A 16,087-nucleotide genomic window follows, 5' to 3' on the forward strand; every position below is an offset into this window, starting at 1 on the left:
GCATGGCTTCCATCAAACTGACCGGCGTCTCGGTAGAATTCCCGGTATTCAACGCGGCCAGCCGTTCTCTCAAGAACAGGGTACTCAGCGTCGCGACCGGAGGTGCAATCGACCGCCGGGGTGACGGCCATGTCATCGTGCGCGGTCTCGAGGATGTGAGCTTTTCGGTGAAAGAGGGAGACCGAATCGGCCTCGTCGGCCACAACGGCTCCGGCAAGACGACACTGCTTCGCGTGTTATCCGGCATCTACAGGCCGACCAGCGGATCTGCCGTGATACACGGCGAGTGCGTGTCGCTCATCAACATCTCGCTTGGCATCGATCCGGAAGCGACGGGCCGCGAAAACATCAAGCTGCGCGCAGCGATGATGGGCATGCGGCGGGAACAATTGCGCGAGCAGTTCGACCATATCGCCGAATTCACCGGCCTGGGTGACTTTCTCGACATGCCGTTCCGGACCTACTCGTCCGGCATGCAGCTTCGCCTGGCGTTCTCGACATCCACGGCTATCCGACCGGAAATACTGGTCATGGACGAATGGCTTTCGACCGGTGACGAGGATTTCAAGCAGAAAGCCGACAAGCGGCTGCGCGAGATCGTCAACACGACCAAGATCTTGATCCTTGCCAGCCACTCTAGCGAGTTACTGCAGAAGAATTGCAACCGCATTCTGTGGATGGAGCATGGCCGCGTGCGCATGGACGGGCCTGCCAGCGAGGTCTTATCGGCGTATTTTGGCGTGGGGCACGGCTTGAAACAGGAACAGATGTTTCGCGAGCTCCGATGATCACCTCATACGCACAGAACTTCGAAGACGTCATATTGTGGCGTGCCCTCAAGTCTGTCGAGCACGGCTTCTACATCGACATCGGCGCCCAGGACCCGATCGTGGATTCAGTCAGCCTGGCGTTTTATGAACATGGCTGGCGGGGCGTCCATGTCGAGCCGATATCGTCAAATGCGGCAAAGCTCCGCGTCGCGCGATCTGACGAGGAGGTGCTTGAAGCCGCGATCGCGCGGCATGAGGGAACCGCGACGTTCCACGAAATTCCCGAAACCGGTCTCAGCACTGGCAATGACGAGATCGCGGCAATGCACGCCAATATGGGTTTCGTATCTAAATCCATCGAAGTCACCACCTTGCCTCTGTCGATACTGCTCGATCGTTATTCCGACCGGGAAATCCACTGGCTGAAGATCGACGTCGAGGGCATGGAAGCCGAAACCATCGCAAGTTGGCAGCCATCTCCAGTCAGGCCATGGGTTCTCGTCATCGAAAGCACCATTCCACTTTCGAGGGACGAGAGTTATTTCGATTGGGAACCCGCCGTGCTCGCGATGGGTTATACGTTTGTCTATTTCGACGGTCTCAATCGCTTCTATCTTCATGAAGCGCATTCCGATCTGAGACCAGTCTTCGGCGCACCTCCCAACATTTTCGACGATTTCACACTGAGTGGACTGTCGAACTCACCTTTCGCACATAGATTGAACGGCGAGATCACCAATCTGAAAACGGCGCTTGACGAGCGGAATCAAGGTGCCGCTCACGCCTCTAGGGAGATCGCCCGTCTTCACCGTTATATCGCCGAGAGCGAGAACGGCCACTCCGCCGAGCGAGCCGCTTATGCCGAGCTCGCTGGCGCGATCGAGAAGCTCGGCCAGGAAAAGGACGCCGAAATCGACCGGCTCCATCACCATATCGCCGAGACCGAGAAAAGCCACGCCGCCGAACGGACCACCTTCGCCAAGCAGGTCGCCGCGATCGAGGAAAAGGACACCGAGATCGGCCGGCTCCATCACTATATCGCAGAGACCGGCAAGGGCCATGCCGCGACGCTCGCAATGCTCGGCCAGCGGACCGCCGAACTGGAGGCCATTGCCCGCACAAGCTCATGGAGGATGACGGCGCCGCTGCGTTCGGTGAAGGCCCGCGCCATGCGGATGAGCCGCGCGCCCAAACAAGGGGTGACGCTCTTCATGGATCATGGCTTGCTGTGGGTGAGGCGCAGACCGAGGATCCTGAGTCTCTTGCGAGGCGTTGTGCGGCTGGCGCCGCCGCTTGAACGGCAGCTTATTCTCTACTCGCACGCGCGCTTGCACCCTGTGGACTCAGCACGGCCTTTCTGGTCGCTCGAGCCGGACCCGACCACGTTGCATGAGTGGCGCCGTTTGCTCGGCCTGCCGCGTCAATAGGAGCCACCATGCGACTTTGGATCGACGGCCAGTGCCTGCAAACGGCGAGCCGCCTGCGCGGGATCGGACGCTATGTGACGGAGCTCATCGGCGCCATCGCCAGGCAGCACTCCGAGGTCGAGCTGTTGATTTCATTCAACGCGGCGATGCCCGACGAGGCCCTGCTCGCCAGGGAAGCCGTGAGGGAATTGATTGCCCCCGACAATATTCACGTCTGGCACGGGGCTGCCCGGTCGGGAGAGGCCATCGAAGGCTATACGACCGAACGGCGCCACAGCGAATTCGCGCTGGCCCATCATGTCAACTGCCTGGCACCCGACGTTGCGCTCTCCACCAGCCCGTTTGAAGGGTCGCGCGACCGAAGCGTGCCTCTGCTTCCGGATCGCCTTTGCGCCGCGCCAATTGCTTCGATCTTTTATGATGCTATTCCATACCGCTTCAGCGATCTGTATCTCGATACAAATCCAAACAGAGAATATTATAAAAGAAGGCTCGAATCCCACAAAAGGTATGACTTAAACCTTTGTATTTCCGCGTTCTCGCAAGCAGAGCTCAAGGACATACTCGGGCAGGTTCCATCCCAAAACATCTCCGCCGGAATTTCGTCGGGCCTCATTCGCCTGCATGGCCAGACCAATTCCAGTTTAGCTTTTCCGGGTAATTTTGTTTTGTATGTTGGAGCGCTTGACGGGAGGAAGAACGTAAAGACCCTGATCGACGCCTTTCAGCTCCTCGACAAGCGATGGCCGGACAACCGGCTGAGCCTGGTGCTGGCGGGCGACGCGCCGCCTCATTTGCTTAGCGGCCTGACCTCTCGCTGGCTGGAATTGGGTCTTACGCCCGAGCGTTTGATGGCCTTTGGCCATGTATCCGATGAAGATATCGTCTCCCTCTACGAGAAAGCAGAGCTCCTGGTCCAACCTTCACTGATGGAAGGGTTTGGGCTGACCGCGCTCGAAGCCATGTATTGCGGTACCCCTGTGGTCGCCGCCCGAGCCGGCGCGCTGCCGGAGGTGGTTGGACAGGAAGAGTTGCTTTTTGATCCGACGTCAGCCGATCAACTGGCGGATGCGATGATACTTGCTGTCAAGGAAAAGAAACATCATAGAGCAAAGCTTTTGCTTAAGGAGCGGGCCGGTCAGTTTACCTGGGAAAAGACGGCCACAACAACGATAGAAAGTCTAGCGCGCCTCAGGCGAGCCGATGTGAGCACGATCGAAGCGTCGAGAAAGCGTATCGCCAAGACGCTCAGGAAAGAGGGAAGCTTGGAGACAACGGCTCCGACCGTTTTCAGTCTGGCGGAACCGTGGACTTCGCGAGAGCAGCGCCTGTTGGTCGACGCCACGGCCACATCGCTCGCCGACCATAGAACCGGCATCCAGCGCGTGGTCACGAATATTTGCCGGGAGTTAGCCGCGGCGCCTCCGGCACAGAAGAAGGTAGGCTTTGTATTTTGCAATGACGATACTGGTTTTTACGAACTGGATGGTCGAAATCTTCGAGTCCCTCAGAAATCTGAGCGCAATCGAGCCTATATCGCCAGCGACATCTTGCTGATGCTCGATAGCTCCTGGGACCTCTACTCAACCCACCAACACCAATGGCTGGCTTGCAGGCTTCGCGGCGGCAATATCGTAACCTGCCTATACGACACCGTGCCGCTCTTCGCCCCGGCGATGTGCGATCCCGGCATGCCTCCCATCTTCGCGAACTGGTTCTCGGCCGCCCTGTCCAATTCGTCTGCTTTCATCTGCATCTCGCGCGCCGTCGCGGACGAATTGCTGGCGTTTTTGGAGGCAATCGAATTCCCGCGCCGTATGAAGGTCGGGTATTGGCAACTTGGAGCCGATTTCGGCGGCGCTCCGCCAGCCGCTGCCAGTTCGGCGCCGCGAAAGCAGGATGCGGCTTCATTCCTGATGGTCGGCACGCTCGAACCGCGCAAGGGACATGCCGTCGCACTCGCCGCCTTCGAAGAACTGTGGTCGGAAGGAACGCAAGACCGGCTGGTTATCGTCGGCAAGCTGGGTTGGGGGGTGTCCTATCTTGCCGAACGCATCCGCTCCCACCCCGAATTCGGCCACCGCCTTTTCTGGCACGAAAAGGCCGATGATGGCCAACTGCAACGGCTCTACGCCGAATGTGACGCGCTGATCGCGGCATCGTTTGCCGAAGGCTTCGGCCTGCCCATCGTCGAGGCGGGCCATTTCGGCAAACCGGTGATCGCAAGCGACATAGCCGTCTTCCGCGAAGTCGGCCAGGGCGCCGCGGAGGCCTATTTCTTCGAACCCGGCAATTCCGAAGCGATGGCCGACCAGGTGCGGCGGTTTGCGACCGGCAAAACCCCGCAGGGGAAGGAAAACGACGCGGCAGCATGGCCGACCTGGGCGGAAAGCGCGCAGCAGTTGCGGGACGTGGTGCTGGGCGACAAGTGGTACAAGACCTACGAGCCGCGCTCGCCAAAGCCGTTCGCACCGCCTTCGGACCTTGGCCGTACGAAGATGACCAAGCCGCTGCCGCCGGAAGAAAGACAGCATCGCTTGCGCCTGGTCGAGGGTCCCTACCCTACCGACGACGAGAAAGCCCTGAAGGCGATCGTCGCCGTCTCCAACCTCAGCACCGATGTCTGGTCTAGTGCCGGCAGGGAAGACGGCAGCTTGGCGATCGTGCTGAGCTATCATCTGCTCAACGGCGAAGGCGGCGATTTGACCTACGACAATCCGCGCACGTCAATCCCGCTAGCGCTGCCGCCGGGCCAGACGATTTATCTTCCGGTTCTGGTGCCGATGGAATGGAAAGCGCGTGGGGCGGAATTCATCGATATCGAACTCGTGCAAGAGGGTGTCGTCTGGCTCGACAACCCACTACGCATGGCGTTGTAGCGAAAGTGGCTCGGATGTCTTGGTTACGCTTAAAAACTGGGGCGACGCCCCCCACGGGGGAACAGATGCAAAGAGGCGGGATCAGTCGCGACGATGTCATCGCCGGGTACCAAGGACTTCTTGGCCGTACACCCGAATCGGATGAGGTTATTGCCGCCCATCAATCGGCTCATAGGAGCGTCGAGGCGTTTTTGGCAAGCCTCAGACAGTCGCCAGAGTATCAAACGAAAAAGGGCAGTTCGGCGAGCGATGCGGCTCCGCCTGCGCACCGGCCGAATTGGCGGCACGCAAAGGCAATTACACCTGGCAATCTTGATTCCTTCATAGCCAATTCCGACAATTTGGGCTCACCGGGCTCTCCTGACGTCGATGAGTTCTGGCGTGGCATGCGATATGTTCCCGAGACGAAAGTGAACCAGAAGCTGGACCCGTTCGGAGAAGGGTATGTCGCGCAGCAGATCGCCGTGTATCGGGAGATTGCCCGACGCGACGTCGATCAGCATGCGAATGAGCTAACCGACTTCGCGATGGCAGATCACATTGGGGGAGCAAACCCCTATACCCATCAGCCTCCAACATCGGTGGCACTGCATATCGGACGTGTGTCACGAGCTATCCAGTATTCGGGGCTGCAGATCGGCGATCACGTTCTGGATATGGGCTGCGGCTGGGGTACGAGCTGCGAGCTGATGGCCTTTTGCGGGCTGGAAGTCAGCGGTCTCGATATTAATCCACGCTTCGTCGAACTGGTCAATGCAAGGGCGAAGCGCATCGGGCACAAGGTCAGGGCGGTACAAGGCAGCTTCGAGGACATTCCCGGCGAGGGGCTATATGACGCCGCGCTCTACTATGAGAGCCTGCACCATGCGATAAAACCATGGGAAACGCTGTCGCTTGTCCACAGCAGGCTGAAACCCGGCGGCAAGCTGATGCTGGCGGGCGAGCCGGTCAACGATATGTGGAAGCATTGGGGCATTCGCACCGACCCGCTGTCCGTCTATTGCATCCGCAAGTTCGGCTGGTTCGAAAGCGGCTGGAGCGCCGATTTCATCTCAAGATGCGTAAAACGATGCGGCTTCGAGATCGAGCATTTCGCGGACGAGTCAGGCTCGATCGGCTGGATTATGATCGCCCGCAAATTGGGCTGAACTCCTAAACTCAATCTATTTAATTGACTCAATCTCGATATCACTTAGGCCGAAACCAAGAGTTCTGCTGTCTGTAGAAAGCCCTGATTGCATAGGTGATCTCAATTTTTTTACATTTAACGCAACAATAACTTCTTTGCCAGGCAATAGATTTTCTGGAATGTCGAAGATAGCCTCAATTTTAGGTTTTTGAGCCGTAAAATTTAGAATTCCTATTGATTGGCCGGCGACGGAGATTGTTACCGTTTGGGTTGGATCTTGAGGCGGAAGGAAGGCCATACCGGCGATCCGAAGCTTGGCCGGTCTTCCCGGGTTGAAGACTCGCAGTGAAAGCGTAGCCATGGGTTCTTCAGTCCAGACGCCCCACTCTTCCGGTGTATGCCAACCAGCCAACAGACGGTACGGTTGGCTCGAGACCTGTGCGGCCTCCGCTGGCTGATCGCAGGCGTCAGCGGCACCGCGAACAAGCAAGCGCGCGCCACCAGGCAAAAGACCGACGCAGCCATACCCCGGCTTTGCCGCATCATGCGTTGCGATGACCGCATCACCAACGTCGATGTCCTGTTGCGACAGGTCGATGGGAGGCGGCATCCGCTCGTGCAGGACGAAATTGTCGAACAGCGTGTCGGAATAGGTCGCGGCTGCGACATCCCAATAGATATTGCCGGACACCTTGGAAAATAGGACTCTTGAATACTCAACCTCAGCCAGTCTTGCGCTGTGGTGAGTCCATGCGTCCCGCTTTTCTGCAAAGCCGATTATGGCGGATACTCCTAAGATCGTCGCGACCACGGCCGTTGGGCCGGCCTGGTAAATCATCCCGCTGACCGCAAGCGCCACCAGCGACAATAGCAGCAGAACCTGGACAAGGGTCAATTCACCCCAAAGGGCCGCCGAGCCAGGTATGTTGACGCGTATCACGCCAGCGATTTCGTAATCTAGCGAAAGCAAATAGGTTCCACTCGCCAGAGTAAGAACCGTCGCTCCGACAACCACCCGGGCATTGCGGTAGCTGATGCCGCCGATCGCCGCGCATAACCCAAGCCAAACGAAAAAGGTCGAGACGCTGTCATTGTAGCGGCCATAGATGACGTGATCGATCCGGCTGAATTCAACCATCTGTGCCACGGAAGCTGCAAATACCGCCGCACAGGAGAGGAACGCAAAGAGCAGCGTGGCGGCAAAACCGGGCCTTTCCCGGATCAGAGCCCCACAGGAAATCAGCCCGATCAAATAGAGACCAAAGCTGATTGCGACCTGCATCCATGCCTGTCCCAGCGCGACGGTCAGCAAGCGGCGCAGACCGTCTGCCGACAGCACCGCTTCGAGCAACTGGCCGAGCGTCTGCGCGTCGCTTCTGCCGCTGCCGAAGGTCAGTACCTGCATCTGCTTGTCGATCGCGGATACCAGCGCGACAGCGGCGATTAAAGCAACGATAAGCAGCAGCGTGGCAGAGGTCGATGCGATCTTTTTATGCGACCTGGCGATGCAGAGCATGAAGAAGGTGACCGCGACAATACCTGTGGCGCGCTGGTGAAGCGCATACAGCCAGCCGACCGACGCCACCAAGGCAATCCAGTCGAGCGTCCGTGACGTGCGCCAAGCACGCGCGAACAGGTAAATCGACACAAGAAAGAACAGCCGGAACGATGTTTCCGGCCAGGCCAGCGCGTTCTGATAAAGGTAAGCGGGCATCACGGCTACGATGAACGCCGCGGCGACGGTTCTCCAATTGCGCTCGCAGCCGATCTCTTTGGCGATTGCCATGAGCACGAGCGGCACTAGCGCGGACATCAGGCAGCTGGTAGCGATCGCTAGCCTGTAGGTCGTTTGGATAGTCTCGCCAATGATGAAGGCTGGCGTCAGCAATAGCCCTTGACCGAAGCGGTAGCCGCCAATGCCGCCGAAAGGCGAAAGGCTTTCGCCGGCAAGCAGTTTGGCAAAAGTGAGGTACGCGATTTCGTCGGTGATGATGGGGGTGGTGAGGTCGCGAAATACAAACACCAGCACCGCGAACAGGCTAATCGAGCCGATGGCGATCCAGGGCCACAAAAAGCGATACGACAACATCTCTATAAGTCGGAGCAAACTGATGACAGGATCATGCTGGGCGGCTCGCGCTTCAACACGATGACTAACAAAACTTGGTTTCGAAACGCGCCGCGTTTGCACGCAGCCCAATTGTGGCCAATCCGCCCGCTAAAACTAACGTCAACATTATGTCCCCAGAAATCATCAGTCATCCCTGCCACTGCCAGCCGTAGCTTTCAAGTCCCTGTGTCCAACCATAGGGCAGCTCAGACGCGCGATCCCCAAAGAGAAATCCCGATCCTGTCTCAGGCGAACCCCGAAGGTGTCTCCCAGACAAGGACTTTACGCTGCGCTAACATTCCGCCAACCCTGGACACCATCCACCAGAATCTGCGGCTGGCCGTCAGCCAACCTGATAATGGCGGGGCGCTCCATCTCGAGCTTCCAGCCATGGCTTAGAAGTGTGCTCATGATCCGGCCCTCGATCTGGCGTGAATGCGTCCCGATAACGATGTAGCGGACAAACCGGTTGAGATCGGCGATGGCGGCGGCGATGAAATCCGCCTCGCCGCCCTGGATATCGATATGCAGCAGATCGACCGGCTCGTTCTTGACGACTTCGGACAGAGGAAAAGCATCGAGCCGTTGATAATCGCCGGACGCCGACGCCTCCTGGATCTGTCTGGGCGTCGCATTCAGGATCGGCTCGGAGCCCCAGGATGCACCCGCATTTTCGACCACGGGAAAAAGCGCCACGCCTTTTTGCGGTGCGGCGACGCCATGGATGATGCGGTACTCACCGCCTGAAAAGCCATTGGCGGCCATCGCCTCGTGGGCATAGGCCACATGCTCGCTGTCGCCTTCGATGCCGATCAGTTCGACCGCAAGTCCCTTGTGGCGCGCGGCGGCACCGGTGTTGTTCAGCCAACACCCCCAACCGCATCCAAGTTCCACCACGCGGAACCGTTCCGACGCGAGGTCGACCGCTCTGAGCGTGGCCGCCCACTCGGCAATGTCGGCATGCCAGTTGGCGGGGATAGGCACTGGCTCAATGCTTCCCGCCTTGCCGTCAAGAATGCCCGGAAAGAACCGGGGTGAAATTTTGACACCAAGAAAATTCGTCACGTAAGACGGATCCGGCTGCAGGTCGGTCCGCGCATGGCTGTTGATGGTGCCCATCGCATCGAAACCGCAGTTGTAGTGGAAGAATATACTGCCCTGCTCCGCCCCCCTTGATCGCAAATGCGCGTTCTCCCGATATAAAACATCGCGTTGGGCCAGAAGATCGGCACGATCCTGCCACAACCTCCTGATCTGCGGGATTCTGAGCGCAGCGGTCTTGAGCATTGTCGTCGCCTCTCGTGATTTACCCTGAACGGCCAGCATCATCCAACGATCTGCTGCGTTCTTCAGCCTCGTTCATCGCCTGTTCGATAGAAATACCCGGCGATCTGCCCGCCGGCAAAAAAAAGAAGATCGCCCAGCACAGTGATGATCCGCCCGATCACCACCGCCAGCAGGATGATCGGACCAGTGCTCAAACCGCCGAGAAGGACGAGCAGGATCGCCTCCCTGATGCCTATGCCTGCCGGCGCGCCCGGCGTGACAAGCCCCACGAGCCAGGCAACCACATAGGCGCCGGCTATTGCAGGGTAGAGCGCCACGCGGCCGGTGCCCCCCGCCAGATCGCAGGCCGCGGCAAAGACTACACCCGAGAGCGCCAGGAAGGCGAGATAGAAGACCGCGGCCGCGCCAAAATCCGCACCGCCGGCACGAACGGCCACGCAAAGCACGATAGCCACTGCCGTTATGAAAGAAATCCACCCGAGCCAATTCGGCAGGCCGGTCAGGACCAGCGGCAACACAAGTGGCGAAAAGAGAACCCCACCGGCGACGAGAAAGGCAAGTTCGTGAAGGGTGGACTTGACCAGCGGTCCGTTGCCGATACCGGCCGCCAGACCGATCGCCTGCCGTCCCGCGAACTGGAAGATATTGCCGGGAACGTATTTGGCCAATTGCGAGACAGCGTAAGCGCGAACGGCCCAAGACCGTGAAACCTGAACGCCAGCGTGATGCATGAGGTGCCGCCAGCCGAGAGCCAGCAGCAGGTTGGACGCTCCATAGACGCCCGCCAGGGCCGCGATGGCGGCGTAACTACCAGCTCCCATTCGGCGAAAGTCGATCTCTCCGGCGTAGCCGTGGAGCCTGATCCCCACGAACACGACACCGGCCAACCCCAGGAAAGCCCCAATGCGGCCAAGCCAGGTCTTGGCACGCGGGCCAAGCGCCATCGTCAATGCCTTTTCTTCGGCTTGCAGTGCAACATCGTCCACGGAAGCGGCGACACGACCTCGACGACCTCAAAAAATTGGGACGCCAGCGAGACGAAACTGCCCTGCGACCAGTGCTGCAGATGACCCGGCGTGTTTCCCAGCGCCGACACGTATTTGCCGCGCGCCAGATTGAGGATCCGCCAAAGCGGCTCGCGAGGCACACTCAGGATAAGGTCCGAAGTCGTTATACGCTGCAGCGCCTGCAGCGCCTGTTGCGGCTTCTCGAGATGCTCCATCACCTCGCAGCATACGATCAGGTCTGCGCTGTCGCGTTCCGCCACGACATCATAGATGCTGCGGACGGCAAAACGTCCCGGATCCATGTCGCGCCCGCGAGCATTCGCCTTCGCCATGTCGATGACTTGTCTCGAGAAGTCCGTGCCACGCGCGTCGATGCCCTCACCGAGCCAGCGGATGATCCAATATCCTTCTCCGCATCCGACCTCGTGAATGGTGCCGGGCTTAACTTTCGCCACCAGCCCTGAAAGCGCGTTGTCGAAACCTTCGACCATCCGGCGCGCGATCGGGTTTCGCGTGCCATATTTGTCGTAGGTGTTACCGATAACGATGCCGTCTTCTGCCTGTCCGCCAGCCACCTTCATGTCCAGCCCTTCCTTTCGTTCGAGGCAGAAGATTCGTTGCCGGCTTGTCCCTGCATGACGCGCTGTGTGTAGCGGATGTCTTCGAGAAGTTTGCGATTGGCAGCGATCACGTCGGCCAGGAAGGCGACCAGAAGGGACTGGAAGCCCATGGTCAGAAGCACGCCCGCCAGAACAACTGATTGAACGTGGCCGCTGACGCCTTCCGTCAGATAAAAATAAAGGAAGCGCAACCCGATCAGGAAGCCCAGTCCGAAGAGCACGGCCGCCACGGCACCGAAGAACCGCGCCGGCTGATAGATGACGAAAATGCGCACGATCGTGAAGACCGAACGCTTCAGATAGGAGGGGATGCTCTTGACCAGCCGTGACGGCCGCAAGTCGCCGTTGACGCGGACCGGCACGGAAACCACGCGCATGTTCTTGCGCCCGGCCTGGATAATGGTTTCCAGCGTGTAGGTGTAGTTGCTGAATACGATCAGCCGCTGCGCGGCGTTCCTCGATATCGCACGAAAGCCGCTCGGGGCGTCCCGCACGTCGGTCTTGCTGGTCACTCGGACCACCCAGCTGCCCAGCTTCTGCAAAAGCTTCTTGAGTGGCGAGAAGTGTTCGATCTCGGATATTGGACGCGCACCGACGACCATATCCGCCTGGCCTTCGAGTACGGGCTTGGCAAGCGACGGGATATCCTCGGCACAATACTGGTTGTCCGCGTCCGTGTTGACGATGACATCGGCCCCGCGCGCGAGGCAAGCCTCGATGCCTGTCATGAAAGCATAAGCAAGGCCACGGTTGCTGGTATGGCGCACGATGTGATCAACGCCATTTTCCTCGGCCACCTTCACGGTGCTGTCGGTGCTTCCGTCGTCGATGACCAGCCACTCGACAATGTCGAACCCCGCGATGTCGCGCGGCAGATCGGCCAGTGTCGTCGCAAGCGTCTCCGCCTCGTTGTAGCATGGGATCTGGATAATAAGTTTCGGCAGCTGTGCACTCGTCGAGTTTTGGGCGGATACTCCGTGCATCTACCATCCTGAGGCTGAGGCGCAAGAATTTTTCCCAGATAGAGTTCGCCTCTTCCCTTCGAATCCGACTGATTTGACCGGATGTATGTTTGGAGTAGGCTCGCGACAGAGTCGAAATGGAAGAAGCATTCAAAACTGGCCCTTGGTCTCACAGTGCAAGCATCCGAAATTCCTAATATAACTCACTTCCAGAGACGATTTTGAGAATCGGCGTCGACGGCAGGAACCTCTTATCGGCCACGGATGGTATCGGCCGGTTCGTCCACAAGTCGATCAAGGCGCTGTCGGGACTCGGCGCGGAGGTTTGCGTCTACGCTCCGGCCCCGATCAATGCCGATTACGAGTTGCCGCGCGCCGTTACCTTGCGGACGGATCGATACCGGTCGCTTTCAGGCCGGGCCTTGTGGGGGCAAGCGATCCTGCCGGCCTGGGCCGCGCGCGACGCGGTTGAGGTTTTCTGGGGGCCGTCCCACCGCCTGCCGCTGGTGCTGGACAGCCGGATCGCGCGGGTGGTGACCATCCACGATCTAGTCTGGCTGCATGCGCCGGAAACCATGCGTATGCGGACTTTGCTCGGCGAGCGCCTGCTGATGAAACCCGCGCTACGCCGGGCCGATGTCGTGGTGACCGATTCCGACGCCACGGCAAGCGCGTTAAAAACAGCGGTTCCGTGGCTGCAGACGCCGATCCGCACGATCGCTCCCGGCACCACGCCCCTGCCCGCGCCGGGCGGCTTTTCCAGCCTAGCGCCTCTCGGCATCGCGAGACCCTACGCGCTTTTCGTCGGCACGCTGGAGCCCCGGAAGAACCTCGGCAACCTCATCAAGGCCTACGGGTTGCTGCCTGAAAGCGTCCGCTCGGGCTGCGATCTCGTCATCGTCGGCGGCACCGGCTGGAAGCAAACCGGCCTGGCGGACGAGGTACGCCGCGGCAGCCTCGAGGAACAGATCTTCTTCACCGGCTTCGTCGACGACAGCGTGCTGTCGACGCTTTATGCGAACTGCCTCTTTCTGGCCATGCCATCGCTCTACGAGGGCTTCGGCTTCCCGATCGTCGAGGCGCAATCCTACGGCAAACCGGTGCTGACGTCGAACACGTCGTCGATGCCGGAAGTGGCCGGCGAAGGCGCCGTTCTGGTCGACCCCAGCGATGCTGCGGCGATCGCCAGTGGCTTTCGTCATCTTTGCCTCGATGCGCAATCGCGCCAAAAGCTTGCTTCCGGCGCGCGCCGCAACGTGGAGCGTTTCACCTGGAAGAATCACGCCGAGGGCATGCGGCATATCTTCGAGCAGGCCATCCGGTTAAGACGAAAGACGCCTGTTTGAAAGTCCTGCATTTCTTCAAGACATATTGGCCGGACAGCTTCGGCGGCGTCGAGCGGACCATCCATGCCATCGCCGAAAGCACGGCCGGCTATGGCATCGAAACGCAGGTGCTGTCACTGAGCAGCGCGCCTGAGGAAAACACCGGGCGGATCGACGGCCATATAGCCGTCAAAGCGAAGCTCGATTTCGAGCTGGCATCGACAGGGTTTTCGCGCGAGGTTTTTCGTAAATTCGACAGGCTCGCACGGCAATCCGACCTGGTGCACTACCATTTTCCGTGGCCGGTCATGGACATAGCGCATCTCAGATCGCGCCACGGCAAGCCGGCCGTCGTCACCTACCATTCCGATATCGTCAAGCAGCGCCTGCTGCTGCCGTTCTACAATCCGCTGATGCAGCGCTTCCTTGGCGATGTCGACGCGATCGTGGCGACATCGCCCGATTATCTGGGCTCGAGCGCGACGCTGAGAAAATTCAGGGCCAAATCGCAGGTCATCCCGATCGGCATAGACCAGAGCGCCTATCCCGTGCCGACGGCTGCAGACAACGCCTGGCGCCAATCGATGGTGTCGGAGCCTTTCGTGCTCTTCGTCGGTGTGCTGCGTTATTATAAGGGGCTGGATATCCTTGTCGAGGCCGCGGACCGGGTGCGGTGCAAGATCGTCATCGCCGGGTCGGGACCGATCGGGCAGCAGTTGAAACGCCAGGCCGAAAGACTCGGCCGCGACAACGTTATCTTCCTCGGTGAAATTTCCGAACCACAGAAGATGGCCCTGCTTCACACCTGCAGCGGTTTCGTCTTCCCCTCGAACCAGCGCTCCGAGGCCTATGGCGTCTCGCTGGCGGAAGCGGCGATGTGCGGCAAGCCGATGATCTCATGCGAGATCGGAACCGGAACCTCCTATGTGAACAAGGCCGGCGTCACCGGCCTTATCGTCCCGCCTTCCGATCCCGCCCGCCTTGCCGAAGCGATCGACCGCCTGCTCGATTCGCCCGAGGAAGCGGAAAAATGGGGACGGGCGGCGCGCGAGCGGTTTTCCAACCTCTTCACCGCCGACAAGATGGGACGAGCCTATGCCGAGCTCTATCTTCGGCTAATCAATCGCCGCGCCTGAGCAGCCGGGACGAATTGCCGTCGTGTTTCATGCACAGCCGGCATTGAGCTTTGCTCCGCCTCGTCCTATAAGGCCGCGCGCAGCGGGCATGCCCCGCCTGCTGGGGCGTCGCCAAGTGGTAAGGCATCGGTTTTTGGTACCGACATTCCCAGGTTCGAATCCTGGCGCCCCAGCCACTGCCATCGGCCAGTCAAACGGATGGTATGGTTGTTGGCGCCGTGGCTTGCACTCGTGCGTTTCACGGTTTCACGGAAACAGCGAACCGCCCTGCTCTTTGTTTTGACACAATTCCGAACGGAAAACCGCCCACGCTTTTCCTGGAATTTCTCTCGTCAGCCGGTGGAGGCCGGTTTCGGAAGCCATCGCTTATCGATCAGGCAAACCATCGTATAAGCAGGGTCAAAAACGTTTCCGACGTGATACCGGACAACCTGTCCCATCAGATGCGATGCGGCAGCGGCGGACAAGCCGTGGTCACTGGTCAACCAGTTGAACATATCCGTGGTCGCGTGCTGGAGGGCCTGATCAAGCGGACGAGCATTACCAACAGAGAAAATGTGGGTCTCGTTCTCGCCACGAGGCCATGTCAACCGTCTGTTTTTTTCCACAGTCAAGCGAAGCTCAACTTCAAAGCAGGTTTCGATCCCGGTTCCAACGATCTCCCCATCACCCTGCGCCGCATGGCAATCGCCCGCGAAGAAGAGCGCACCCTCTACGGCAACGGGGAACCAAACGGTCGCGCCGGGCCGAAACCCGCGGTAATCCATGTTCCCGCCATTTTCTGCACTGGTCGCGGTGGAGAAGGCCTGGCCCATCGATGGCGCGACGCCGAAGCAGCCGATCATCGGCTCGACCGGCAAAATGAAGTGCTCGAGGCCCGGCAGCGGCTCCTGCAACACCACAGTTCGCGCTTCCAGGTCGATCTGCCAAGTGACTTTGTCCCTTGCAGGCAGCCCACGAGCAGCCTCCGGATCGACAACGTTTGCAGCCAGTGACGAGATCGTCCAGCCGGAAGAGCGGATCGGGGCCATGCGCAGGATCTCCACACGCAGCGCATCGCCAGGTGCGGCTCCCGTCACGAAGACCGGGCCGTTCATAGGGTTCGGCCCTCGTGACCGCTGCACACCGTTCTTGTCGAAGCCCTGAGCGTCGAGCGTTTCCGTCGTCACGACATCGCCGGATGCAATTGTGAGCGCCGGCGCGATCGTACCGAGGACATTGTGCCAAGTGGTGTTGGTAAGTTTGTGCGTCGCCATCAGATCGCAGTAACGAAGGCGTCGACGTACGGCAAGTGGGCGGATTGAGCTCTTCGTGGTCGATCGTTTCGTTCGCATGGGCGAGTCGCTGCGATGCGCGACGGCCTAGCGCCGGCCCGAGAAATCCAGTGCTCGACCTAAACCTTTTCCGCCTCCAGGCGTTGTTGTCCGCCGAGCCG

12 protein-coding genes and 1 tRNA gene are annotated in these 16,087 nt (G+C 59.5%); 7 read left to right on the forward strand and 6 right to left on the reverse strand.

Translation table 11 applies throughout. The features are described from left to right. Positions 1-2: 2 nt before the first annotated feature. The 4 genes from FJW07_RS15035 to FJW07_RS15050 all read left to right on the forward strand — a co-directional run bounded on the left by FJW07_RS15035 (position 3) and on the right by FJW07_RS15050 (position 6,224). Complete coding sequence (locus FJW07_RS15035) at positions 3-788, forward strand: ABC transporter ATP-binding protein (protein ID WP_140783394.1); 786 nt, start codon at positions 3-5, stop codon at positions 786-788. Then, complete coding sequence (locus FJW07_RS32055; RefSeq protein ID WP_246680773.1) at positions 785-2,197, forward strand: FkbM family methyltransferase; 1,413 nt, start codon at positions 785-787, stop codon at positions 2,195-2,197. Before FJW07_RS15035 ends, FJW07_RS32055 begins: the two co-directional genes overlap by 4 nt. Before the next feature lie 8 nt (positions 2,198-2,205). After that, positions 2,206-5,076 (forward strand): glycosyltransferase family 1 protein, encoded by a 2,871-nt coding sequence (locus tag FJW07_RS15045; RefSeq protein ID WP_140857270.1) that lies wholly within the window; start codon positions 2,206-2,208, stop codon positions 5,074-5,076. Between the two features lie 65 nt (positions 5,077-5,141). After that, a complete protein-coding gene (locus FJW07_RS15050; protein WP_181182634.1) occupies positions 5,142-6,224 on the forward strand; it encodes a class I SAM-dependent methyltransferase in 1,083 nt (360 codons plus the stop codon). A gap of 15 nt (positions 6,225-6,239) precedes the next feature. On the opposite strand, the gene FJW07_RS15055 is transcribed toward FJW07_RS15050, so the two are convergent. From FJW07_RS15055 to FJW07_RS15075, 5 genes are all read right to left on the reverse strand, one after another. Further along, complete coding sequence (locus tag FJW07_RS15055) at positions 6,240-8,396, reverse strand: glycosyltransferase family 39 protein (RefSeq protein ID WP_246680774.1); 2,157 nt, start codon at positions 8,394-8,396, stop codon at positions 6,240-6,242. Between the two features lie 201 nt (positions 8,397-8,597). Beyond that, positions 8,598-9,644: a class I SAM-dependent methyltransferase gene (locus FJW07_RS15060; RefSeq protein ID WP_246680764.1), complete on the reverse strand. Its 1,047-nt coding sequence runs from the start codon at positions 9,642-9,644 to the stop codon at positions 8,598-8,600. A 20-nt stretch (positions 9,645-9,664) separates the two neighbouring features. After that, positions 9,665-10,588: a hypothetical protein gene (locus FJW07_RS15065; RefSeq protein ID WP_246680766.1), complete on the reverse strand. Its 924-nt coding sequence runs from the start codon at positions 10,586-10,588 to the stop codon at positions 9,665-9,667. Continuing rightward, positions 10,549-11,190 (reverse strand): class I SAM-dependent methyltransferase, encoded by a 642-nt coding sequence (locus tag FJW07_RS15070; protein ID WP_140783400.1) that lies wholly within the window; start codon positions 11,188-11,190, stop codon positions 10,549-10,551. The genes FJW07_RS15065 and FJW07_RS15070 overlap by 40 nt, the downstream gene beginning before the upstream one ends. Continuing rightward, positions 11,187-12,212 (reverse strand): glycosyltransferase family 2 protein, encoded by a 1,026-nt coding sequence (locus tag FJW07_RS15075; protein ID WP_140857276.1) that lies wholly within the window; start codon positions 12,210-12,212, stop codon positions 11,187-11,189. Before FJW07_RS15075 ends, FJW07_RS15070 begins: the two co-directional genes overlap by 4 nt. Before the next feature lie 200 nt (positions 12,213-12,412). On the opposite strand from FJW07_RS15075, the gene FJW07_RS15080 reads away from it, so the two are divergent. From FJW07_RS15080 to FJW07_RS15090, 3 genes are all read left to right on the forward strand, one after another. After that, complete coding sequence (locus FJW07_RS15080) at positions 12,413-13,537, forward strand: glycosyltransferase family 1 protein (RefSeq protein WP_140783402.1); 1,125 nt, start codon at positions 12,413-12,415, stop codon at positions 13,535-13,537. After that, positions 13,534-14,652 (forward strand): glycosyltransferase, encoded by a 1,119-nt coding sequence (locus FJW07_RS15085; RefSeq protein ID WP_140857278.1) that lies wholly within the window; start codon positions 13,534-13,536, stop codon positions 14,650-14,652. Before FJW07_RS15080 ends, FJW07_RS15085 begins: the two co-directional genes overlap by 4 nt. Before the next feature lie 101 nt (positions 14,653-14,753). Continuing rightward, positions 14,754-14,828, forward strand: a tRNA-Gln gene (locus FJW07_RS15090). Between the two features lie 156 nt (positions 14,829-14,984). On the opposite strand, the gene FJW07_RS15095 is transcribed toward FJW07_RS15090, so the two are convergent. After that, complete coding sequence (locus FJW07_RS15095; protein WP_140857280.1) at positions 14,985-15,908, reverse strand: acetamidase/formamidase family protein; 924 nt, start codon at positions 15,906-15,908, stop codon at positions 14,985-14,987. Positions 15,909-16,087: the final 179 nt, after the last annotated feature.

The organism is Mesorhizobium sp. B3-1-9, assembly GCF_006439595.1.
Classification (GTDB): domain Bacteria; phylum Pseudomonadota; class Alphaproteobacteria; order Rhizobiales; family Rhizobiaceae; genus Mesorhizobium.